Below are 22,134 nucleotides of genomic sequence, written 5' to 3' on the forward strand. Positions count from 1 at the left end.
GGGGGTGTGTTCCCCCGCCCCCCAACACAAAAACCCCGCCCCCCCCCCCAAAAAAAGGGGGGGGGGGGGGGGGGGGGGGGGTTACCGAGATGGCGACAGGCATTGAAACCCTGGGTCGGTTAACCCTCGGACAAACCGTGCCACTGTACAACACGCCAGCCAATGTGCGCGTATGCCTTAATAGTCTGTGTCAGACATGCGTTTCCATAAGTGTATAATACTGTGTAGACTACACATGTAACGGTATGGACGGAGGTGCAGTATGCCAAACGCAGTGCTAAAAACACGCAAGCAGAACGTCACACTAACTCTGGAACCCTTGCTACTTCAGCAGGCAAAGGAGGCAGGGTTAAGTTTGTCTCAGCTATTAGCCAATGCGATAGCCGAAAAACTACGTGAAAATGCGGTTGAACAATGGCAGCGGGAAAATACAGATGCCATTTCAGATTTGAACCGACACATGGCGCAAAACGGCGTATTTTCAGACATGCACAGGAAATTTTAACTGATGCAGTATCGGGTGTATAAAAACAAAAATGCGTCTAAGTTTTATCCACTGTTGCTGGATGTACAGAGCGATATTATTGAAAGTATTGATTCGCGCATCGTGATCCCGTTGACCCCAATTGAACTCTATCAGGGAAAAGTTGTGCAGCGTCTAAACCCAACTCTACATGTTGAAGGTAATGATTATCTGATGATGACGCATGAGCTGGCAGGTGTTCAACTCACTGTTCTGGGTACAGAAGTCTGTAGCCTTGCCAGCCAGCGTGAAACGATCAGGACCGCTCTGGATTTCATTATTGACGGATTCTGAACCGCCAGAATTACGGCTTACCCGGCTGCCATATCCCCACATCCTGCGCATCAATTCGTTTTGGCAGCAGTTTCGCAGCATAAAACGCATCGGCAATCTTCTGCTGTTCGCTCAGGTCGCTGCTTTTCACCGGTTCAATCTGGTAGCTGCGCTGAGCATTGGCCTGCTCCACGGTCGCGACGGGTAGATTCCCCCATAACGGTGACAGGATTTTTGCCGCCGCCGCAGGGTGGGCTTTCAGCCATGCCGCTTCCTGATGCAGGGCGTTAAATACCGTGTTCAATACCTGAGAATGCGCTTTAGCGTAAGGCGTCGAAACCAGATAGTAGCGTTGATAGCTCGCCAGACCTTTGCCGCTTACCAACACGCGCGCGTGCTGCTCTACCTTCGCGCTGGTGACGTAAGGTTCCCAACTTACCCAGGCATCAACGCTGCCATTTTCCAGTGCCGCGCGCCCGTCAGCCGGTGTCAGCCAGGCGGTGTTAACATCGCTGAATGTCAGCCCGGCCTTTTGTAAGGCGGCGATCAACAGGTAATGGCTGCCTGCCGCTTTAGTCACTGCGATCTTTTTGCCTTTCAGATCCTGCAACGTTTTAATCGGCGAGTTGGCGGGAACCAGAATGGCCTGCGCCGTGGGTGACGGCGTTTCTCGCGCGTAATAGGTAAGATCGGCTCCTGCGGCCTGAGCGAACACCGGCACGGTATCGGCTACGTCGGCAGAGAGATCGACGTTATTCAGATTCAGTGCTTCAAGCAGCGGCAGACCGCTGGAAAATTCGTGCCAGCTGACTTTTATCCCCTGATCGGCCAACGTCTTGTCCAAATCGCCCCGCTGTTTGATCAGCGTCAGCAGGGTTGACGATTTTTGATAGCCGATACGTAAGGTTTCTTCTGCCTGAGTGGTCAAAGAGAAAAGGGCAGTGAGCAGCAATGCTCCTGCCAGCAATGGACGTCGCGTGTGCATGGCCGTTCCTTTTAATGTTTAACATTAAAAGGAGGGTAAGATGGGGACGGCAGTGTTCCAACTGCCGTGTTGGTATAAGGTTTGCCGGATTTTGACTTAGTAGCGGCGCGATTTATCGCGCAGGTTTTGTCGGACTGCGCGATAAATCGCGCCGCTACGAATTTATGTAATCTGAGGCCCGAAATGATTGCGCTTCCGGGCCGGATATCAGCAATCAGTTGCCCGCAAGCTTACTCACCAGACGCTTAGCCACTTCTTCTGAACTGGCCGGGTTTTGCCCGGTAACCAGATTGCCATCCTCAACCACAAACGGCATCCAGTCAGCGCCTTTCTGGTAGTGCGCGCCAAGGGCGATAAATTCGTCCTCGATCAGGAATGGCACCACGTCGGTCAGTTCGACGGCAGCTTCTTCGCTGTTGGTAAAGCCCGTAACCTGTTTACCTTTGATCAACGGTTCACCGCTGGCGGCTTTAACATGACGCAACGCGCCCGGCGCGTGGCAGACGAAACCAATCGGTTTACCGGCGCGATCGAAGGATTCAATCAGGTTAATCGACTGAGTAGATTCCGCCAGATCCCACAATGGACCATGACCGCCAGGATAGAACACGGTATCAAACGCGGCCTGATCAACGCTTTCCAGTTTCTCCGTCGTTGCCAGCGCCTGTTGCGCGGCCGGATCCGCCTTAAAGCGGTCGGTCATTGCGGTCTGAAAATCGGGCAGGTCGCTTTTCGGATCAAGCGGCGGCTGTCCGCCTGCCGGTGAGGCCAGCACGATCTCTGCTCCTGCGTCTTTAAACACGTAGTAAGGTGCCGCAAACTCTTCCAGCCAGAATCCGGTTTTCTTGCCGGTATTACCCAGCGCATCGTGGGATGTCAGTACCATTAACACTTTCATGATAAATCCTCTTTTTACACAGTAACTTACTGTTGTTGATCGAGCAGGGATGTCAGTAACGCCATCTTGTCCTGATAAGGGGCGCGCAGCCGCAGATTGGTGGTGCCCGCCTCGTCCTGCACCACCACAGGTTTGGCATGGCTGAAGCGGCGGAAACCGTGAATGCCGTGATAGGCGCCTGTACCGGATGCCCCGACGCCGCCGAACGGCAAACTGTCGAGAGAAGCATGGGTCATGACGTCATTAATCACCAATGCGCCCGAGGTGGTACGTTGTGCCATCTGTTGTTGACGTTGTGCATCGTTACCAAAATAGTAGGCCGCCAGCGGGCGCGGGTGTGCGTTGATGTAATCAATCGCTTCTGCCACCGACGTTGACCAGGTCTTGACAGGCAACAGTGGGCCAAAAATCTCCTCCTGCATCACCGCCATCTCTTCCGTCACCGCCAGAATTAAGTGCGGGGCGATTTTTCTGCTATCGGCATCGAAAGCCGGTTCACCCTCGGGGGCCAGACTGATAATGCGTGCGCCTTTATTTTGCGCATCCTCCAGCAGATTGATCAGCCGTTGATAATGGCGATCGCTGATGATAGCGGTGTAATCCGGGTTCGACTGTACGGTCGGGAATGCCTGCTGCATAAAGCTGCGAGCGGCGGTGACAAAGGCGTCTTCGGCACCCTCCGGCAGCAGCAGATAATCGGGAGAGATACAGATTTGCCCGGCGTTAAAGGTTTTGATGGTCAGGGTTCTCGCTGCGGCCAGCGCCGGATCCGCATCCACATCGACCACCACCGGCGATTTACCGCCCAGTTCCAGCGTGACCGGCACAAGATTTTCCGCCGCCGTACGCATAACGTGTTTGCCGACATTGGTGCTACCGGTAAACACCAGATGGTCGAAAGGCAGACGGCTGAAAGCCTGTCCGACATCGGCATCACCCAGCACCACGGTTAGCTCCTGGGGATCAAAATAGCGGGCGACCAGCTCGGCCAGCAGTTCCGAGGTTTTCGGCGTCAGTTCTGAAGGCTTCAACATCGCTGTATTCCCGGCAGCGAACACGCCTGCCAGCGGGCCAAAGGCGAGGTTAATCGGAAAATTCCACGGGCTGATAATGCCGACCACCCCGAGCGGTTGCGGCACAATCCATGCCTGCATGCCCGCTACCGGTACGTCGGCGCTTTCCGCTGCCATCCAGCTTTCAAGATTATCAGCGGAATGTTGCAGCATATTGATGGTGGTGACCAGGTCTGCCGCCATCGTCTGGTAAGCGCTGCGATGGCCGAAATCGGCGCTAATTGCGTTAGCGATCGCAGCATGATTGTCGCGAATCAGCGCGATGCTGCGTAGCAGACGGTCGCGACGTAATGCCGCAGAGGCTGGACCTGCCTGCAAATGGGCGTTTTTCATGCTGTGCAGAATGTGCAGCAACTGCTGATCGTGTTGGGTAGCGTTCATCATGTTGTCCTGTTAAATCGGGTCACTGATTAAGATGCGACGAGCTTACCTGCGCTGGATTTAGCTGGCTAACAAGGCTATTTTGGTGGGGGTATAAATTTATTTATGGGGTCTTATGTCACTGGTCCGTTTGCGTACCTTTATGGAGGTCTACCGTCAGCGTTCAATATCCGGTGCCGCCAGAGCGCTCAATCTGACGCAGCCTGCGGTTTCTCAACATATCAGCGGATTGGAAGTGGCCATCGGCCGACCGTTGTTTGAACGCCAGCCACAAGGAGTCTTGCCCACGCCAGCTGCCGAGGATCTGGCGGCGGATATTGGCAACAGCCTGGACACCGCGGAGTCGGCGCTGGCATCGGCGAGAGCGCGTTCTATGGATGTCAGCGGTACGCTGCAAATCATCGGTCACGCCGATTTTATGGCGGATAAGCTGGCGGGGGAGTTGCTGCCGCTGCTGGAGAGTGGCATCCGGGTTCATATGCATACCGGTGACGGACCGCTGGTGACGCAAATGGTGGTTGAGGGGCATTGCGATTTAGGCATTACGGCCCATCCGGTGACGGATAGCCGATTAAAAGGTGAAGTGATATTTCGCGATAAGGTTCTGGCAGTTGCCTCACCGGGCGTGGCGTCGCGACTGAATGCCAGTGCGGATTTTGCCACTGACTTACTGCGAGAACCGCTCCTCGCGTATAACCTGGAATTGTCGCTGATTGACCACTGGCTGGAAAAAAACCGCATCAGCTACCAGACGCTGCTCCCGGCGATGGTCGGTCAGGATTTACGCGGTCAACGTAGTTTACTGGTCCAGGGGTTTGGCTGGTCGGTGATGCCGCAGTTTCTGTGCCAACAGCAGATCGAGCAGGGGGAGCTGGTGGCGCTCCACGCCCCGGTGGGGGACACCGAGATTCGCTACAACCTGGTGTGGCTGGCCAGCGCGTTACGTCAGCCCCGAGTCGCCCATGCCCGCCAGACGCTGGTGTGGCGGCTTAACCGGGCCGAGTGACAACTCACCCGCCCGGTCAGGAGATCATTACGGCTGAATCTCCAGCCTGCCGCCTTTAGCGACATAGTTCTTTTGATTGTCAGGACCAATAAAATCGCTGGCCGGCTTACTCACCAGCAGATTGTCATAGGCTGCTGATTTCACTGACACATAATTCTCCGCCTTGTCGGGTGAGCCTGTACCCTTGTATTGCGCGATATACGGATAAGGGAAGACCGGTCGGGTGGCTTTTAAGGGAGGCATGGCAGTGGCTAGCGGTGAACTGGCGCGCTGAACGCCGTGAAATTGCACTTCGGCGCTTACGTTGCCCGCGGGCATTTTGCCCTGGGGCGGCATCGGCGGCATATCCACATTTGCCTGTTGAGCTGACTTACCTGTCATCAGCGCTTGCGGTGCAACCTGTTGCTCGGTCCATGCCATCAATGGCGTCAGCAAATCGATCTGATCAAAACCTTCGCCGCCACCGCAGTGGGCCACACCAGGTAACAGGAACAGGCGGATAAATTTCTCCGTGGATTGCTTGCCAAGATAAGCCTCAACGCCACGATAATAGGCGATGGAGAATGCCGGACTGACAGAGTCATCCGCCAAACCGTGCCACATAATCAGCTTTCCGCCACGCGCCATATAGCGGCTCAGGTTGGTGTTGGCGGCGTTATACAACGGAGCCAGCTGTGCGACCGCCGTGAAGTTCTGCTTGTTCAACGGAAAATCGCGCATCGTGGTGATATTTTGTTTGCCGCCCGGCAGCAATACCGATTGCAGCGCAGGCAGTGCCATCATCTCCGACATCGAGTGGCCATTGGCGCTTGCTGGCACCGGCCAGCGTAACTCTGACCCCAGGGGCAGACCGGCTGGCACAAATTGATTGCCTGCGCTGTCGTAAGCTCCACGATAGAGTTTTTCCGCCACACTGATTTCTTCTGCGGTCAGGCAGTCTGATTTATCGCTTTGGTTGGCGGCACAGGTCTTCACCCAGTTGGGGGAGAAGGTGCAGGCATACGGATTTGCCAGCAAACCATCGTTGACGCCAGAAAGTGTTGGACAGTGCGCCAGCACCGCACGATGGAGAATCGGCAGGCGGTCTTTCAGCAGGATTGCGCTGCCATCCGCGCGTTGATTGGCGACCACATTCCAGCCGTGGAAAAAGGAGTTTTGGAACTGGAAAAACGCCGCTGGTGCGCCGGCGCTGATGCCATCAAAATCATCCGGGAAGCGTTGTGCTTCCATCAGCGCTTCGCGTCCGCCATCGGAGCAGCCCATAAAGTAGGCGTATTTTTGCGCCTGGCCGTAGTACGCCTGGATCAAGGCTTTGGCCAGTTGCGCGGTGAGATGATTGGCGCGATACGCAAAATCGATACGTTTTTGTGGATCCTCTGCCCAACTGGCATCCATCATGCCGCCGCTATGGCCCATATCTGTCGCTGCAACGACAAACTCGCCCTGAGTGGCGGGCACACAGCCGTTGGCATTCGACAGGCTGAGGTTAATTTGGCCGCATAATCCGCCACAGCCCACTTGCAGAAAACGTTGTGTCCACTGCTGTTGCGGTAGCGCTACCTCAACACCGATCGCCGGTTCGATGCTGGCCTTAACCTGGCAGAATGTCCCTTTATCGGTTTTCAGGGACGTGGCAGATGTGAGGGTGACTTTCTCACCAAGTTTGTCGCTAAAGTTAACGGTCGTTAACTGGCCACAGTCCAGCACCGGCTTCACAATGGCTAAGTTCACGGACGCACTCACCTGCGTCGCAAGTAACATGACGCCAATGGCGATCAGCCATCCTGAAATTCTGGTTGTTATCGTATTCATGGTATCGGTTCCCGTTTTGTCACCGTGTTGCTGTGGTTTTAATCTGGGAATGATAGCCAGAAGCAAAATTTTAACGTGGATTTTTTCGGTATTTTAACGAATCAATCTGACTAACCTGCGCCCTCAGTTCTGGTCCAGCCAGCCAATAAAAAATCACTAAACGCCGCCACTTGCAGCGGCTGAAAGCGTCGCTGCGGATAAACGAACTGCAATCCGACCAGGCGACTATCGTTACGACTGAAACCGATAAAGTGGTCGCCAAATGGCGCTTTTGTTATAAGGCTGCGTAAGCGTTTAGGGTAATGAACGCAACCATTCCGCCAGCACTTCAGCGTGGTTCTGTGTCGTATTCTTTGTCGCATAAAGCAGCGTGACGTTTCCTTTAGCGACCAACTGACGTCCTTCAGGCGCATGCCCGGCAAGCTCCTGTAAATACGCTTCACGAAACGCGGTGAAATCGATTAAATCAGCATGGAATGCTTTACGTAATTCTGTGGAGGGAGCCAGGTTTTTATTCCACTCATCATATTGAAGATCGGTCTTCTTCATTCCGCGCGGCCAGAGTCGATCGACCAGCACTCGATAGCCATCTTCAAATGAGGCGGAATCATAAACGCGTTTACAGTGGACCACGTTAATTACTCCCTTTCTTGTTTGCATCTCCTTATTTTATCCATAATTTTAATTGTTCGGTTATTAGCATCAGGATTGAGATAAAGGAGGTAACCTAATGCGATTAGGTGTGTCATTTTGTTTCGGTTATGTCAATTATCGGAATGATTATGATAATTATTCGCATGCTCATTTCTGAGTATGGAAAATAATAACTGGACGTAACAAAATGTCTCACTTAATTGGAAAAAGGAAAACGACCCTTTCATTGCTGATTGGGCTGGTCATCCACAGTGGCTTCTCTCTGGCAGCCGAAACACCATCAAATGTTTTATCGTTACAGGAGCAGGGGGCAGCAACCGCAACTGACGCTGACTCCGCGCAGAAAAGCAAAACCGAACCGACGGTCAATCCGACCAACGAAGACACTATGGTCGTCTCGGCCAAAGCTGAAGAGAAACTGAAGCAGCAGCCTGGTGCATCGCTGATTACCAAAGAAGATTTGGAACGCAATCCGCCGGTCAACGATCTGTCCGAAATCATTCGCAAAATGCCGGGTGTGAACTTAACCGGTAACAGCGCAACCGGTAGCCGTGGTAACAACCGTCAGATTGATATTCGCGGTATGGGGCCAGAAAACACCCTGATCCTGATCGATGGCGTGCCCGTCTCTTCCCGTAGTTCCGTGCGCTACAGCCGCACCGGCGAACGTGACACCCGTGGCGACAGCAACTGGGTTCCGCCGGAAATGGTCGACCATATCGATGTGTTACGTGGCCCGGCGGCGGCACATTATGGTTCCGGCGCGATGGGCGGCGTGGTGAACATCATCACCAAACGTCCCACCAATGACTGGCATGGTTCACTGTCGCTCTACACCAATCAACCGGAAGATAAGGATGAAGGCGCGACCAAACGCATGAACTTCAGCCTGAGCGGTCCGCTGGTGGATGATGTGCTGACCATGCGTCTGTACGGCAACATCAACAAAACCGATGCTGATGCCTACGATATTAATACCAACGAAAACGGTTCTTACGCGGCAGGTCGTGAGGGCGTGCGCAACCGCGATATCAACACGGCGGTGCAGTGGAAGATCAATCCGCAGCAGTACATGGATTTCAACTACGCCTACAGCCGTCAGGGCAATATCTATGCCGGTGATACCCAATACAGCAACAGCAACCTGAGTACCCTGGTGCCGACCTTATACGGTCAGGAAACCAACCGCATGTATCGCCAGGCCTACAGCGTGACCCATAACGGCATCTGGGACTGGGGCCAGTCCAAACTGACCCTGAGCTATGAAGATACCCACAACACGCGCCTGGACGAAGGCTCTACCGGCAAAGTGGAAGGGATGATCAACAGCGACACCTACAACACCAGCCGTTATAAAACCTGGCGCATCAATAATGAGTACACCATCCCCTTCACCCTGCTGGTGGACAATACTCTGACGCTGGGAGCTGAATGGAATAAGGAGCAGCTGAACGATCCGGCATCAATGCAGGAAACGGATGCGACCGGTATCGATATCAACGGTGTATCGGGCGATCCTTCCCAGCGCAGCAGCAAAAACAGCCAGGAACTGAGCGCCATTTACCTGGAAGACACCATTGATGCCTTCGACGCCACCACATTGATTCCGGGCCTGCGTTTTGATTACAGCGATCGCTTCGGCAGCAACTGGAGTCCCAGCCTGAACATTCAGCAGGAATTGGGTGATCACTTCACGCTGAAAGCCGGTATCGCGCGTGTGTTCAAAGCGCCAAACCTGTATCAGTCCAGCGAAGGTTACCTGCTGGCGAGCAGCGGCAACGGTTGTAACATTGGGGGCAGCAACGGCTGTTATCTGATGGGTAATAGCGATCTGAAACCTGAAATCAGCGTCAACAAAGAGGTTGGGCTGCAATGGACTGATGAAGGTTACAGCGCCGGACTGACGTATTTCCGCAACGATTATCAGAACAAAATCGTCGCGGGGGATAATTCGCTGGGTACGGTGAGTGTGGCAAGTTCCTGGTATTCTTCCACTTATGATATCTACCAGTGGCAGAATGGTGGTAAGGCGCTGACGCAGGGCCTTGAAGCCAACCTGACCATTCCGCTGGTGGAAGATACCCTGAACTGGCGCACCAACGCGACTTACATGTTCACCTCGAAATATAAATCGACCGGTAACCCGTTATCGTTGATCCCGAAATATACGGTAAACAGCTGGCTGGATTGGCAGATGACCGATGCACTCTCCGCCACCTTAAGCTGGACCATGTATGGCCGCCAGCATCCGCGTACTACGGCAGAAATTCGTAAGGAAGCCAGCGGATTGTCGGAAAATGAGGTGGGGGCTTACGCCATCTTTGGTGTCGGTATGAACTACCAGTACAACAAGAACCTGCGATTCACTGCCGGTATCAGCAACCTGCTGAACAAGCAAATCTATCGTGAAAACGAAGGCGCTTCGACCTATAACGAACCGGGTCGCGCGTATTATGCAGGTGTGACAACTTCGTTCTGATTACATTGAGCATGTGGCCTCATCGTCAATGATGAGGCCACATTTTGAATAGTTTGTCATCTATCCTTCATCAGTCGGAAATATTCCTTTAACCAGATAATCCAATTTTTTATGAATAAGGTGCATCTGTTGCGAATTATGTTTTGCGGCACCCTGCTCACCAAACATATCGGAATGGTCGATCATGGTGAGGATAAGCAGGACCGGATGTTCAAAACCTTCTCGCTCTTCAAATGAAACGACGAGCAATGGATCATGTTCATCCGGGTCATCCAGTACGCGGGTATGGTGTAAACCGATATAAAGAGGGACCAGACTACCGTCACCTTTGAGATGGGATTCTTTCAGCCAGCCATGTTGGTGTTTTTCGCCCTGTGAATAGATCCAAACTTCATTGTTTGTTTCCCACAGTTGCTGGAGTTCATCAATATCCTGGAAGTAAGAAAGTACGACCTCATTATCAAAGCCATATTCAGCGCTGATTGCTGTGAATAGGGCGCTGGTTTCAACGTGCGAAATCTTTTTTCTTCTGGCCACGGGTCGTTCCTTCAACCATAAGATTGTCATCCATTCCCAGGACGTCTTTCATGAACTGCGCGCGGCGCTCATCATAAGTTCCACCGGCGATACGAACGGTTCCGGCTTTACGGGCCTTAGCCAACATGCCCGAGAGATTTTCAGCATTTACTGGGGTATGTTTCATACATCCTCCTGTTCATTTCTTCGTCACTATACCATATCTGGTGCGGCCCCAAAACCTGGCTTGCCTGTGTTTTATACGATTCATTTTCTGAGGAAGCTTCATGGCGGTTAGCTTTTATGCTGCGCTGCTACCAACCAGTCGAGGGTTTTTTCCATGGTCTGGCGTTCCTGATCGGCCTGCATAATAAAAGGCGCAAGGAGACGGGCACCCGGCGCTGATTTTTCCAGCACGGCCAGACTGTCCCCGATGCCATAACCACCATGCGTGATAAACGGAACAATCGTTATTCCCGAGAAATCATGACGCGTTAAAAAAGAACGGACGATGGCAGGCAAACTCATTCCCCAGATTGGATAGCCAAGGTAGATGGTTTTATAACGTTTTATCTCAGCCAGATCATGCAGCAATGGCGGATTAAATCCGTTTTTGCGTTCATCGCTTGCCTGTTCAACCATCTGGAGATAATCAGCCGGGTAGGGTGTTTGCGGCAGGATTTCATGTAGATCGGCTTGCAGGGCGCGCTGAAGAATCCCGGCAATCACCCGCGTATTGCCGCTGCGTGAATGATAAGCCACCAGCGTATCCGGCTGGCCGGTGATGATTGCCGCTGCGGCTGGCTGCGTCAGCAGGGAAATACCCGCGAGAAAAGGCAGTAGCTCCCTGCGAGACAGGTTAATTTTATCGTTCATACGACCTCATCATAATTTATCCAACTCAAACAACCTTAAAGGTTAATCTGCGCGGATAAATACACGATTTGCGGCATTATTGATGAACGAAAATCATAGGCCTTATTTTATATTTGGCCGCGAGCAGTGAAGGCACATTCCGTAGCGGCGCGATTTATCGCGCGGGCCTGCAATTCGCGCGAAAAATCGCGCCGCTACGAATGAATGCCAACACGCTGACTTCAGACAACCATTACAGCACGCGGCTACCTTTTTAAATCAGAGAATCGAGAACGGATATTCAACAAATACGCGTACTTCATTACCACCGACATTATAATCAGCAGCGTCTGAAGAGACGCGCAGTGAAGAGAAGCGCAGCTTCACTTTCAGGTCTTTAGCGGCACCATCAGGCACCTTGTACTGCACCTGATTAAAGAATTCATGTTCGTGCCCATTATCGGTGGCCGAGGTTTTGATATTGTCACCACGGACATAAGCAACGTCATAGCTCAGACCGTTAATGCCGACACCACTCAGGTCGATCGAGTAAGCAACCTGCCACGAACGCTCGTCCTCGCCATTAAAGTCAGACCAGTAAGAGTTCGCCAGCCAGATGGTGCTGCCGCCATCACCGACGCCGCCCTGATTGCGGTAGCCGCCATAATGGTAACCAGTGCTGCCGCTGCTTTGCTGATAAGCCACCTTGAAGGTATGAATATCAAAGGTATAGCTTGCCGCCAGACTCCAGATGGTATTGCTGCGGCCGGTGTCGAGTTGATTGGCGTATTCCTGATTCAGGCGCGAATTATAGCCGTTGAAGTCGAGGCCAAAGGATTGATTGTCTGCCAGCGGCGTTTTGTAATTCAGGCCAAGGTATTGCTTATTAATCACGTCCTCGACATTGGAAGCGTAAAAGGCACCGCTCAATTGATCGGTAAACTGATAACTGGCACCGGCAAAACTCAGCGATTTCAGGCCGGTATCATGGCTGTCGTCGCTTTTCTGTTGTTCATCGGTAAAGTAACCGGCGGTGACGTTTAATCCGGCCACTTCCTGCGAGTTCAGCATAAAACCGGTATAGGTTTCATCCAGCAGACGCGAGTCATCTGCTGTCAGGATTGGCAGCATCGGGCGCTGAGTACCGTAGCTGAGCACGGTATTGGAAAAGCGCATTTTGGCGGTGGCGCCAAATTTCGCCAGATCAGATTTGGCTTTGCCATCGTTATCCTGAGCAAAGAAATCGATACCACCTGCGCCGCTACGGCCGCGACCGCCATCCAGTCTGACAGCATATTGCGCCAGACCATCAACGCCAAAACCTACCGGTCCCTGAGTAAACCCGGAAGAAAAGTTGGCAATGATGCCCTGTCCCCACTCACGACGAGTGCGAACACCTTCGTCTTTATAATCCCTGTTGATATACGCATTGCGTAAAAGTACATCAAGATGACTGTCTTCAAGGAAGCCGTTTGATTCCTGAGCCGCAGCGGCCATTCCAGAGAGGCCAATTAATGATGCCACCAGTGAAAGTTTGAATATCTTTTTCACGTTATGTCTGCCTTATAAATTCGATATTATTTTGTTAATGCTGAAAGTGCGCGCGGGATATTAACATTTTACGCTTCGTGAAAATGGGCTCATTTTTATCGATTTATGCGGTTTTATTACGGTCAAATAATGACGGGGCGTGACGATATTATTCGCGAGTATTGATGCCTGCTGCCGAATATAAAGGGAACAGGCATACCTGAAGGGGTAATCAGGGGTTGTCAGTGGCGATCAGACCTGGCCAGCAGGTCTGAGGTAAGCACCACCAGGCCATTGGCCGTCGATACGGTGTTGACCAGTGCTCGCGCCACTGCCCGTGCTGACACCGGGCGGTAAGCGCCGGGCAGGAGGGGGGCGAAGAGTCTGGCAATCGGGCTGGCAATGATTTCGCCCAGTCGCCGCGGTTGTTGCAGATGCGCCCGCGAACCGAGCAGCAGCGAGGGTTGGGCAATCACCAGCGCGGTGAAATCCATCGCTTTCAGCGCATCCTCCAGTTCTCCTTTCACCCGGTTATAGAAAATAGCGGATTTTGCATTGGCAGCGGCAGCGCTGACCAATCCTACCCGCCGTGCGCCTGCCGCTCTGGCGACCGCCAGATTGGCCTCGAAGTCGACAGCACGAAACGCGGCCTGGCTGCCAGCGACTTTAATGGTGGTGCCCAGCGCCAGATAGACTTCATCCGTCGGCGGCAGCGCAGGTAACTGGCTAAAATCCACAACATGGACCTCAAGTTTTGGGTGTTGAAGGGGTAATGGCCGACGGCTGAGAGCATGCACTGCCGAGACGGTCGGGTCGGCCAGCAGGGCCTCAAGGATCAATCCCCCCACCAGGCCGGTGGCACCGGCCAGTAGTACTGTTCTTGTTGACATGGCGCAATGCTCCTTTAGCCGCGAAACTGTTCAAGTTCTTCATAATTAATAGTCAATTTCCGGTCATCCCGGAAGGCGTTCAGCAGGTAATCAACGACAACCTTAACGCGTGGAGCAATCAAGGCGCGATGGGGATATTGAATCACCATCTCGTAATTGCCGGGGTCATGCTGACCATAAAGTACGATTTTGAGCTTGCCGGATTGTAAGTGGTCGAAGGCGTTGTGAACCCCGACCTGAGCAATGCCGTAATCCAGTAACGCAGCATCGACCAGGGCTTCGGGGGCGGAAACCGTCAGGATGTTCCCTTCCGGCTCCAGAACTGAGTAGCTGCCGTCCTGGTTCCTGAATCCCCACGGTGAAACCCGTCCCCCGAGGAAGCGGCGGGTGATCAATCTGTGGTTGCTTAACGCTTGTGGATTGGCAGGGATGCCATAACGATCGAGATAGGCGGGCGAGGCGACCAGAACCATGTTCATACGGCAGACTGAACGAGAAACCAGTGAAGAATCAACGATTCGGCCGCCCCTGACCGCCAGGTCATAACCCTCTTTGATGATATCCGTCACTCGGTCATCAAAGTCCATTTCTACCGTCAACGCGGGGTATTGCTCGGTCATACCTGGCAGCACGGGCAGAATGTGGATGCGGCCAAAAGCGGAACTGGTTGAAATCCTGACGTGCCCGCTGATTTGCGCCTTCTGTGCCACCAGCGTATCAACTGCTCCCTCAAGTGCGTTCAGGGCAATGCGCGCCTGATGGATAAACGCGTTGCCTTCTTCAGTCAGCGTCAGGCGGCGCGTTGTCCTGTTAAGCAGGCGCACCCCAAGCGCCTGCTCCAGACCGGCAATATTTTTACTCACAGCGGCAGTGCTGATCCCAAGCTGCCGGGCACAGGCAGCAAAACTTCCCTTATCCACCGTTTCCACAAAGGTGAGGATGGCACGGACATGGCGTGAAATCTCCAACCTACTCTCCCATAATGCGATTAATAACCTTAAGTTAACTCAAGTTCAACCACGGGTGTAGTTCAGGTTAATAATATTATTTTTTATACTTCCCCACGTCGTACCGCCTTCCCATGAATATGCTTGCTATCTGGAGAGTTCCTATGAAACCCGCCTTCATTATTTTTACTTTCACCGTGACCGATCCTGAAGGAATGAAACCCTATCTGGCAAAGGTGGCAGAAACACTGAAAACCTTTAATGCACAACTCCTGGTACAGGGTGCGGAAAGTTTCTGTCTGGAAGGAACCGCACCAGAAGGGAAAACGGTGATTTTGCGCTTTGCCGACCTTGAAACCGCCAAAGCCTGGTATTACTCGCCAGCCTATCAGGCAATTCTTCCTTATCGCCTGACGTCAGCCATTACCCATAGCTGGATTGTTGAAGGTGTGTAATTTCACTCTCAGAAAATGCGTTAATTAATTCAGACTGCAAGAGATACCCAATGAAAACATTAATTATCGTTTCACATCCGTATAAACAACGCTCTCATGTGATTAAAGCACTTGAGCATACCGCTGAAGCACAACCCAATGTCGTGGTACGTAACTTAGACGATATTTACGGTGATGATGTCACCGCTTTCGATATTTTACTGGAGCAATCTTTCTATGCCGATGCTGAACGAGTGGTGTTTATTTTCCCCATTCACTGGTTCAATCTCACGCCAATGCTTAAGGCTTATTTAAATGAGGTCTGGACCTATGGCTGGGCATTTGGTCCGGAAGGCAATGCGCTAAAAAATAAGCAATTGTTGGTTGTTGCTTCGGCCGGTGCCAGTGAATTTACTTATTCTCATGCCGGTTTGATTAACAGCACTTTCGCAGAAGTGATGACGCCGATGAAAGCGACAGCGCTGTATTGTGGTATGAACTACCAATCGCCTCTTTCCTTCTATGGTGTGGCGGGTGCAGGTCCCGATAAAATTGCGGAATACCAGGATGTGTTAGCGCAGAAATTGCGTGCCTGATGCGAAAAGGGCCGGATCTGTATTCCGGCCCCGTCGTATCGTGTTAAGCAGGCAAACGTGTTCGGCTGATCATCCACCAAATCAGTGACATCAGCATCGCCATCGCCGCAATCAATTTCAGCCCGGTAATCAGGTTCTCATCACCAGCGTAGCTAATCAGCAGGCCAAAGACCGCCACCCCCGTTACGCCACCCATCTGCCGCGCGCAGGAGAAGAGTGCTGAGGCAGATCCGGCTTCCTCATTGGATGCCTGAGAAAAGATCAGGTTTGCTACCCCAGGCATCGCCAGGGAGGTTCCGGCCCCCAGCAACATCATCGGCAGGAACAATTGCCAGGCGCTCCAGTCCGGCTTTATGAATAACAGCAGCGCGAAACCGACACAGCTCACCAGACTGCCCAGGCAGGACAGCCAGCGGAGGCGAAAACGTTTGCCGAGCTTACTACTGCTGAAATTCACCACGGCGGTAAACAGCATCATCGGCAAAAATGCCAGACCGGTCTGCAACGCGGTCAGCTTCAGCTCGCTCTGGAAAAAAATACTGAAAATGAACACGGCACCGTAAAACACCATGTTGCACACAAAGCCGATGACCACGCTGCTGACGATCAGTTTATTGCGGAGCACGGATGGCATCACCACCGGATCGGCGGATCGCTTCTCGTGTAGCACAAATCCCACCAACGCGAGCAGCCCGACCAGCAAAGCGGATAAGGTGATCGGGTTTCGCCAGCCGAAACGGGCGGATTCTGTCAGGGCAAAGGTCAACAGTCCGAGGGCGAGTACAATCAACACCTGACTGGAAAGATGAATTTTCCGCTGAAAACGCGGGCTGACAGGGGCAAATCGTAACGTGAAGTACACGCTCACCAGGCCGACAGGCACGTTGATGAGGAAAATACTTTTCCATCCCAGCAACTTAATCAGCAAGCCACCGACAACCGGGCCTGCGGCCAGCGCGAAGCTGCCAGATGCAGCCCACATGGCAATCGCCCCGGCGCGCGCGTGAGCATCTGAAAAATATTGGCGCAGCAAGGTTAGTGAGCTGGGAACCAGCAGCGCAGCGCCCACTCCCTGAATGCCACGGGCGGTATCCAGCCAATATATGCTGGGTGCAAAGGCGCAACTGAGTGAAGCGCCGATGAAAATCAAAATCCCGGCGATAAAAACGTTTCTGACCCCAAAGCGATCGCCCAGGGTGCCAGCCCCCAACAGCAACGCAGCAAACAGCAGGGAATAGGCATTCATCACCCATTCAAGATCGCTGATTCCGGCATCGAAATGATGGCGGAGCACCTCCAGGCCGACGTTAACGATACTGACATCCAACTGGACCAGAACAAAACCCAGACATACGGCGGCGGTGAATAACCGGTCCCGGCCTGTTTTATTTATAAGCATGATAATTCCACAGATAACCGGGCCAACATCGGTTGGCCCCTGAGCGATGATGAAACAGAGAAAACACCACCTGAAAAACCCGGTCAGGTCAGCGTTGGGGGAGGATGTTAGCGCGCGATGATGGGATTATTAATAATCAGAAATCCACATTTGTTTGGTGAAAGTCTCATTCCTGCTTATCAGATGCAGCATGTTTATCCCTGAAGGAGGACAGTCGATACAGCGGTCCATCGCGCGATGCAGCCCGATGCGCGGAAGGCGAGACACCGTAAACCCGCCGGAAGACGGTGCTGAAGGTGCTTTCAGCGGCATAGCCCAGGCGAAACGCCAGATGCTTGATCGGTTCGGTGCTAAGTCGGAGGGCTTTGCTGGCGAGCTGCATTCTCCAGTGGGTGACATAATTCAGGGGCGATGTTCCGGTCGTTTCAGTGAAACGACGGGCAAAACCGGCACGCGACAGGCCGGCAATCGCGGCCAGCTCCATCAGTTGCCAGCTTTTGGCCGGTTCAGCATGAATTGCCGTTACCGCCCGCATGATCCGTGCGTCCTGCAAGGCGCCGATCCAGCCATGCAACTGTGCCTCCTCAGAAAATAACCAACTACGAAACCCTTCGATCATCACCAGATGCATCAAATGGTTGCCCGCCAGCGCCGAACCGGGGCGATTTGACTGGCTTTCATCATGTAGCCTGGTCATCAGCCAGTTAAGTGTGGAGGAGGACTCAGAAGTGGAATGCAGAGGAATCACCACCGGCAAAACGTTGAGAAGTTGTTCAGCGGAAACCGGATCAATCTCCATTTTTCCCGCCAGCAACAGGCTGTCTTCACCGCCATAATCGGCCAGGCCATTTTTTCTCACATAAGGCACGCTTTCTGATGAGACAGGCAGCAGTGCCGGGTCGGAGGCCATGATAAAAGGTGCGGATCGCGTAATAATGACCCCGTCACCCGGCGACAACGCTCGCCAGTGATTCTCTGCCTCCAGACGAAACCAAATTTTTCCCTGCCGGACAGCCATAAATTTCATGCCGGAAAAGCCAGGGTAACGCATCGACCAACAGGGGCCGGTGGTCTGCCCGGTGGTCACATAACTTTGTGCCGACAGCAGTTGAAGCACATCAGACAGCAGGTCCATAAGACTTTCACCAAAAAAAGAGTCCCATTAGATTAGCAAAAGACTCATCAGCAAGCGCCTGGCTATTGATGATTTTATTTCATAACACCATTGGTTTTTAACGGCTTAATTTCACGATGGATGTTTGCTAAAAAGGCCGATTATCCAGCCATTTTCCGTTATGAACAGAAGGAGAACGCGTGACCAAACTGGCACCCTCAGTGGGGATGTCCCAAAGCCTGACCCTGTTATTCTCCATTGCTGGCGGTATGGCGGTGGGCAACCTGTATTGGGTACAGCCGCTGCTGCACGACATCGGTGATGCCTTCCATATCTTGCCGGGCCATGCGGGTTTGTTGGTGACGCTGACCCAGATTGGCTATGCCGTGGGTGTGATGCTGATTGTCCCCCTTGGCGATAGTCACAATCGCCGCCGCCTGATCCCGGCGATGATGGCGGTTTCCGCGCTTGCGCTGCTCGCCAGTGCGCTTTCTCCCTCCTTTGCTTTCCTGCTTGTCTCGCTGTTTTTGGTGGGTCTTACCACGGTGACGGGGCAACTGCTGATTCCACTGGCAGGTGACCTGGCGGCAGACAACCAGCGGGGCAGGATCGTCGGGACGGTGGTTTCAGGGGTGTTGACTGGCATTCTTGCGTCACGCACCGTCAGTGGGCTGGTGGCCGATGCATTTGGCTGGCGGGCTATTTATCTCTTTGCTGCGGTGATGACGCTGGTGTTGGCCGCGATCTTATGGCGTGCTCTGCCCGGTGATCGGCCACGTCAGGCGGGTTCATACCTGCAACTGTTGAGCTCCGTGGTGACGGTGGTGCGGCAGCATCCCACCGTGCAGGTGACACTGCTATTAGGTGCCCTCGGTTTTTCGGTTTTTACACTGTTCTGGACCGGACTGACGTTTTTACTCAGCGCGCCCCCGTTTGGATTTAGCGCCAGCCAGATTGGTCTGGTCGGCCTTGTGGGACTGGCCGGTGCGCTGGCAGCACGACGAGCCGGGCGCTTGCACGATCGGGGATGGTCGGTCGGTGCGACAGGGGCTGCGCTACTGCTGGTGATGGTTTCACTGGTCATCGCGGAGGCTGGTGCAACATCCATCATCGCGATTCTGGTGGCGGTGTTATTGCTGGATGTGGCGATTCAGGCGATCAACGTACTTAATCAAACCCGGTTGTTCGCGGTGGACGCACAGGCCCGCAGTCGTCTGAATACGGCTTTTGTGGTCAGCAACTTTATCGGTGGGGCGATCGGTTCTGCGCTTGCCGGTACATTATGGCAACTGGGTGGCTGGTCAGGCATCACCACCGGGGAGATGATGCTGACCGCCTGCGCGCTGCTGATCTGGCTGGCACAACGCAGGCGGCTCAGGGGGTTAAGTTAGGGCAGGGCGATGTTAGATTAACGCTGCGTTTTCTCCAGTACCCGGCAGGTGATCACCGCACCTGCGGCGCACAGCAGGGCGGGGACAAAATAGTCATGGTTCATATGGGTAAACTCCATCACCAGCGTTACGGCGGTCAGCGGCATTTGCATTGAGGCGGCGAGGAAGGCGGCGCCGCCCACCAGCGCAAAGCTGCCGATGTCGCCACCGGGGAACATCAGTTGCCAGAGTGCGCAGAGCAGCAGGCTGAGCAATCCACCGACCGTCAGACCAGGGGTCAGTAACCCGCCTTCGGCACCACCGCGTAACACCGCCAGAATCACCACCATTTTCAAACCTAGTAACCACGCCGCATGGTGAAAATTGATGCTGTCGCTCAGCGCCAGTTGCATGGGGCCTTTGCCGTTACCCGGTAGTTCCGGGAACCAGAGGCTGAGAACGGCCAGCAGGGAAAATGCCAGCAAACAGAATACGGGCATCTGCCAGTTGTCTTTCACCCCGGCGCGGGCGGCACCGGTGGTTTTACGGAACAACCACGCACCAGCTCCCAACACCGGGCCAGCAACAATCGCCCACGCCAGAAATGACGGAGACAGGACACCAGAGGCAAAGTGATATTGTGATTCATTGCCCAAACCCAGCGTGGCGGTCCAGGCAGCGATGGCCGAAGTGATGATCGCCGCCAGCGTTTTCTCCCAACTGAATGACAGCAACAACACTTCGAGGGTAAACAGCGCACCAGCCAGCGGCACGTTATAGACGGCAGCCAGACCGGCACCGGCACCACAGGCAATCAGCGTGCGCGCCTCATCAGCCGCTAATCCGAGGCGACGGGCCATAAAGCCGCCGGCCAGCGCCCCCATTTCACGCGGGGCAACTTCGCGCCCCAGCGGTGATCCCAAGGCAACGGTGACAATTTGCAGCAGTGCGTGCAGGGTGGTGGTGCCTGGCGGCATCGGTGTGGCGTTGGATGAAACGGCGGCTTTGATAGAAACCCGTTTGCGTCCATAGCGTCCCAGTAACCACCAGCCACAACCCGCCACCAGGCCGCCGGTGATAATCGCGGCCAGACGCCGCAAGTGATCGGCATCGGTCACGCCCTGGAGAAAGGATTCGGGACTGATGATGCGGTCCATGCTGTAACCAAATGCGAGATGCTGAATGCTGTGCAAGATCATGGCGAGAAGCATCCCCGCCAGACCGGCGAGGAATCCGGTCATCACCACAGCGACCAGACGTATTAGCGGCTTCGTTTCGCCAACAGGATGAGTCATTACCTGGCGTCCTTGAAGAATTGAAGACGCAAAGATAACAGGAACTTAGTAAATATTTCGTCTATCAAGACCAATCTGCCAGCGCGCAGACACGTCTGAAGGGGGGGGGATGCTCAGGGATCGAGAGATTCAGGGATGCTGATTTTTTTGAGTTTTATCATGAATCGATCGCCCTCTTTTTTAATCTTTGCTCCCCGCTCACACCAGTAATCAGAGAGGGCAAAAAAGTCATCGCTGCTGATATCAAAATCAATGATGACTTCTTTATGTTCACCGCTCAGCAGCTTGTCGTTAACGTCACGAATTGAGATCGCTTTTACGCTTTTCATCTCGTTCCCCGGATTTTAGAAAACAGATCGTAGCGGCGCGAGTTATCGCGCCCCTACGAGTACGTGCAAACACTACGCTTTTTTTAGCACAGTTTTTTGGCCGCTTCGGAAAATTCGGAGTAAACCACGCGAAATGTTAAGCGCCGCGGCAGCTTAACGGCTGAGCGTAACGGTTACTTTTGGTACTGTTCGTCGGTGACTTTTTCCATCCAGTCAACCGGGCTGCCATTCAGGGATTCGGCAATCGCGATATGCGTCATGGCATTGTCAGGTGTAGCGCCATGCCAGTGCTTCACCCCTTCCGGGATAAAGACGATGTCACCCTGATTCATTACCACCGTTTCTTCACCTTCACACTGAATCCAGCCCTGGCCGTGGGTGATGATCAGCGTTTGTCCCAACGGATGGGTATGCCAGGCGGTACGCGCACCCGGTTCGAAAGTGACCGTCGCGCCACCGACACGCGCTGACTCCGTACCGCTGAAGGGGGCATCGATCCTCACCGTACCGGTGAAATAATCTTCCGGGCCTTTACGTGATGGAACGGAGCCGTTAGCGATAATTTTCAACATGTGATGTTCCTCTTTTGTCGTTCACGAGTGATGCAATCACTCTAGCAAAGGCGGTGTTAAGTGATTAGATAGCGTAATGCGATTAAACCTATGAGCATTGCTCATGAGTTCCGCCCAGCCAGAGATACTGACTGGGCGGGACGATTACACGAGGATGTCCTCTTCGTCCTCATCGTCGCGGGGCTTGCCGCCAAAGCGGTTAC

At 53.5% G+C, this 22,134-nt stretch carries 23 protein-coding genes; 7 read left to right on the forward strand and 16 right to left on the reverse strand.

Translation table 11 applies throughout. The features are described 5' to 3' along the window. Positions 1–262: 262 nt before the first annotated feature. Both L579_RS00005 and L579_RS00010 read left to right on the forward strand, forming a co-directional pair. Positions 263–505, forward strand: coding sequence for a type II toxin-antitoxin system CcdA family antitoxin (locus L579_RS00005; protein WP_036624317.1), 243 nt, complete (start codon positions 263–265; stop codon positions 503–505). 3 nt (positions 506–508) lie between these two features. Continuing rightward, positions 509–817 (forward strand): CcdB family protein, encoded by a 309-nt coding sequence (locus tag L579_RS00010; RefSeq protein ID WP_021182259.1) that lies wholly within the window; start codon positions 509–511, stop codon positions 815–817. Between the two features lie 10 nt (positions 818–827). On the opposite strand, the gene L579_RS00015 is transcribed toward L579_RS00010, so the two are convergent. The 3 genes from L579_RS00015 to L579_RS00025 form a co-directional block, all read right to left on the reverse strand. Next, positions 828–1,781: an aliphatic sulfonate ABC transporter substrate-binding protein gene (locus L579_RS00015; RefSeq protein WP_021182260.1), complete on the reverse strand. Its 954-nt coding sequence runs from the start codon at positions 1,779–1,781 to the stop codon at positions 828–830. A gap of 214 nt (positions 1,782–1,995) precedes the next feature. Then, complete coding sequence (locus tag L579_RS00020) at positions 1,996–2,679, reverse strand: type 1 glutamine amidotransferase domain-containing protein (protein ID WP_021182261.1); 684 nt, start codon at positions 2,677–2,679, stop codon at positions 1,996–1,998. A 26-nt stretch (positions 2,680–2,705) separates the two neighbouring features. Next, complete coding sequence (locus L579_RS00025) at positions 2,706–4,133, reverse strand: coniferyl aldehyde dehydrogenase (RefSeq protein ID WP_021182262.1); 1,428 nt, start codon at positions 4,131–4,133, stop codon at positions 2,706–2,708. A 115-nt stretch (positions 4,134–4,248) separates the two neighbouring features. On the opposite strand from L579_RS00025, the gene L579_RS00030 reads away from it, so the two are divergent. Then, complete coding sequence (locus L579_RS00030) at positions 4,249–5,139, forward strand: LysR family transcriptional regulator (RefSeq protein WP_021182263.1); 891 nt, start codon at positions 4,249–4,251, stop codon at positions 5,137–5,139. 27 nt (positions 5,140–5,166) lie between these two features. On the opposite strand, the gene L579_RS00035 is transcribed toward L579_RS00030, so the two are convergent. Both L579_RS00035 and L579_RS00040 read right to left on the reverse strand, forming a co-directional pair. Further along, positions 5,167–6,951 carry a tannase/feruloyl esterase family alpha/beta hydrolase gene (locus L579_RS00035; protein ID WP_021182264.1) on the reverse strand — a complete coding sequence of 595 codons (1,785 nt, stop codon included), beginning with the start codon at positions 6,949–6,951 and terminating at the stop codon, positions 5,167–5,169. A 294-nt stretch (positions 6,952–7,245) separates the two neighbouring features. Then, positions 7,246–7,584, reverse strand: coding sequence for a DUF488 domain-containing protein (locus L579_RS00040; RefSeq protein WP_036624323.1), 339 nt, complete (start codon positions 7,582–7,584; stop codon positions 7,246–7,248). Between the two features lie 208 nt (positions 7,585–7,792). On the opposite strand from L579_RS00040, the gene L579_RS00045 reads away from it, so the two are divergent. Continuing rightward, a complete protein-coding gene (locus L579_RS00045) occupies positions 7,793–10,084 on the forward strand; it encodes a FepA family TonB-dependent siderophore receptor (RefSeq protein ID WP_036624328.1) in 2,292 nt (763 codons plus the stop codon). A gap of 60 nt (positions 10,085–10,144) precedes the next feature. Here L579_RS00045 and L579_RS00050 read toward each other — a convergent pair whose 3' ends face one another. The 6 genes from L579_RS00050 to L579_RS00075 form a co-directional block, all read right to left on the reverse strand. Further along, positions 10,145–10,621 carry a hypothetical protein gene (locus L579_RS00050; protein ID WP_021182266.1) on the reverse strand — a complete coding sequence of 159 codons (477 nt, stop codon included), beginning with the start codon at positions 10,619–10,621 and terminating at the stop codon, positions 10,145–10,147. After that, positions 10,590–10,787, reverse strand: coding sequence for a hypothetical protein (locus tag L579_RS00055; RefSeq protein ID WP_021182267.1), 198 nt, complete (start codon positions 10,785–10,787; stop codon positions 10,590–10,592). Before L579_RS00055 ends, L579_RS00050 begins: the two co-directional genes overlap by 32 nt. 107 nt (positions 10,788–10,894) lie before the next feature. Then, entirely contained in the window at positions 10,895–11,476 is a 582-nt protein-coding gene (locus L579_RS00060) for a flavodoxin (RefSeq protein ID WP_021182268.1), read from the reverse strand. A gap of 258 nt (positions 11,477–11,734) precedes the next feature. Further along, the gene (locus L579_RS00065; RefSeq protein ID WP_235056546.1) at positions 11,735–12,952 is read right to left on the reverse strand and encodes an OprD family outer membrane porin; all 1,218 of its coding nucleotides are present in this window, start codon (positions 12,950–12,952) and stop codon (positions 11,735–11,737) included. Positions 12,953–13,227: 275 nt separating this feature from the next. Further along, positions 13,228–13,875 carry an NAD(P)H-binding protein gene (locus L579_RS00070; protein WP_021182271.1) on the reverse strand — a complete coding sequence of 216 codons (648 nt, stop codon included), beginning with the start codon at positions 13,873–13,875 and terminating at the stop codon, positions 13,228–13,230. A gap of 14 nt (positions 13,876–13,889) precedes the next feature. Beyond that, a complete protein-coding gene (locus tag L579_RS00075; RefSeq protein ID WP_021182272.1) occupies positions 13,890–14,843 on the reverse strand; it encodes a LysR family transcriptional regulator in 954 nt (317 codons plus the stop codon). A gap of 143 nt (positions 14,844–14,986) precedes the next feature. On the opposite strand from L579_RS00075, the gene L579_RS00080 reads away from it, so the two are divergent. Beyond that, entirely contained in the window at positions 14,987–15,277 is a 291-nt protein-coding gene (locus L579_RS00080; RefSeq protein WP_021182273.1) for a DUF1330 domain-containing protein, read from the forward strand. Between the two features lie 50 nt (positions 15,278–15,327). After that, a complete protein-coding gene (locus L579_RS00085; protein WP_021182274.1) occupies positions 15,328–15,852 on the forward strand; it encodes an NAD(P)H-dependent oxidoreductase in 525 nt (174 codons plus the stop codon). Positions 15,853–15,895: 43 nt separating this feature from the next. On the opposite strand, the gene L579_RS00090 is transcribed toward L579_RS00085, so the two are convergent. Further along, entirely contained in the window at positions 15,896–17,251 is a 1,356-nt protein-coding gene (locus L579_RS00090) for an MFS transporter (RefSeq protein ID WP_021182275.1), read from the reverse strand. 166 nt (positions 17,252–17,417) lie between these two features. Further along, positions 17,418–18,386, reverse strand: a complete 969-nt coding sequence (locus L579_RS00095; protein WP_021182276.1) for an AraC family transcriptional regulator — start codon at positions 18,384–18,386, stop codon at positions 17,418–17,420. A 179-nt stretch (positions 18,387–18,565) separates the two neighbouring features. On the opposite strand from L579_RS00095, the gene L579_RS00100 reads away from it, so the two are divergent. Continuing rightward, positions 18,566–19,756: an MFS transporter gene (locus L579_RS00100; protein WP_021182277.1), complete on the forward strand. Its 1,191-nt coding sequence runs from the start codon at positions 18,566–18,568 to the stop codon at positions 19,754–19,756. Between the two features lie 17 nt (positions 19,757–19,773). Here the strand turns inward: L579_RS00100 and L579_RS00105 are convergent, their stop codons facing one another. The 3 genes from L579_RS00105 to L579_RS00115 all read right to left on the reverse strand — a co-directional run bounded on the left by L579_RS00105 (position 19,774) and on the right by L579_RS00115 (position 21,931). Next, positions 19,774–21,030, reverse strand: a complete 1,257-nt coding sequence (locus L579_RS00105) for a chloride channel protein (RefSeq protein ID WP_021182278.1) — start codon at positions 21,028–21,030, stop codon at positions 19,774–19,776. Positions 21,031–21,143: 113 nt separating this feature from the next. Continuing rightward, on the reverse strand, positions 21,144–21,359 hold the full coding sequence (locus L579_RS00110; RefSeq protein WP_021182279.1) for a hypothetical protein: 216 nt from the start codon (positions 21,357–21,359) through the stop codon (positions 21,144–21,146). A gap of 173 nt (positions 21,360–21,532) precedes the next feature. Beyond that, complete coding sequence (locus L579_RS00115; RefSeq protein ID WP_021182280.1) at positions 21,533–21,931, reverse strand: (R)-mandelonitrile lyase; 399 nt, start codon at positions 21,929–21,931, stop codon at positions 21,533–21,535. Positions 21,932–22,134: the final 203 nt, after the last annotated feature.

This window comes from Pantoea sp. AS-PWVM4 (assembly GCF_000468095.1).
Classification (GTDB): Bacteria; Pseudomonadota; Gammaproteobacteria; order Enterobacterales; family Enterobacteriaceae; genus Pantoea; species Pantoea phytobeneficialis.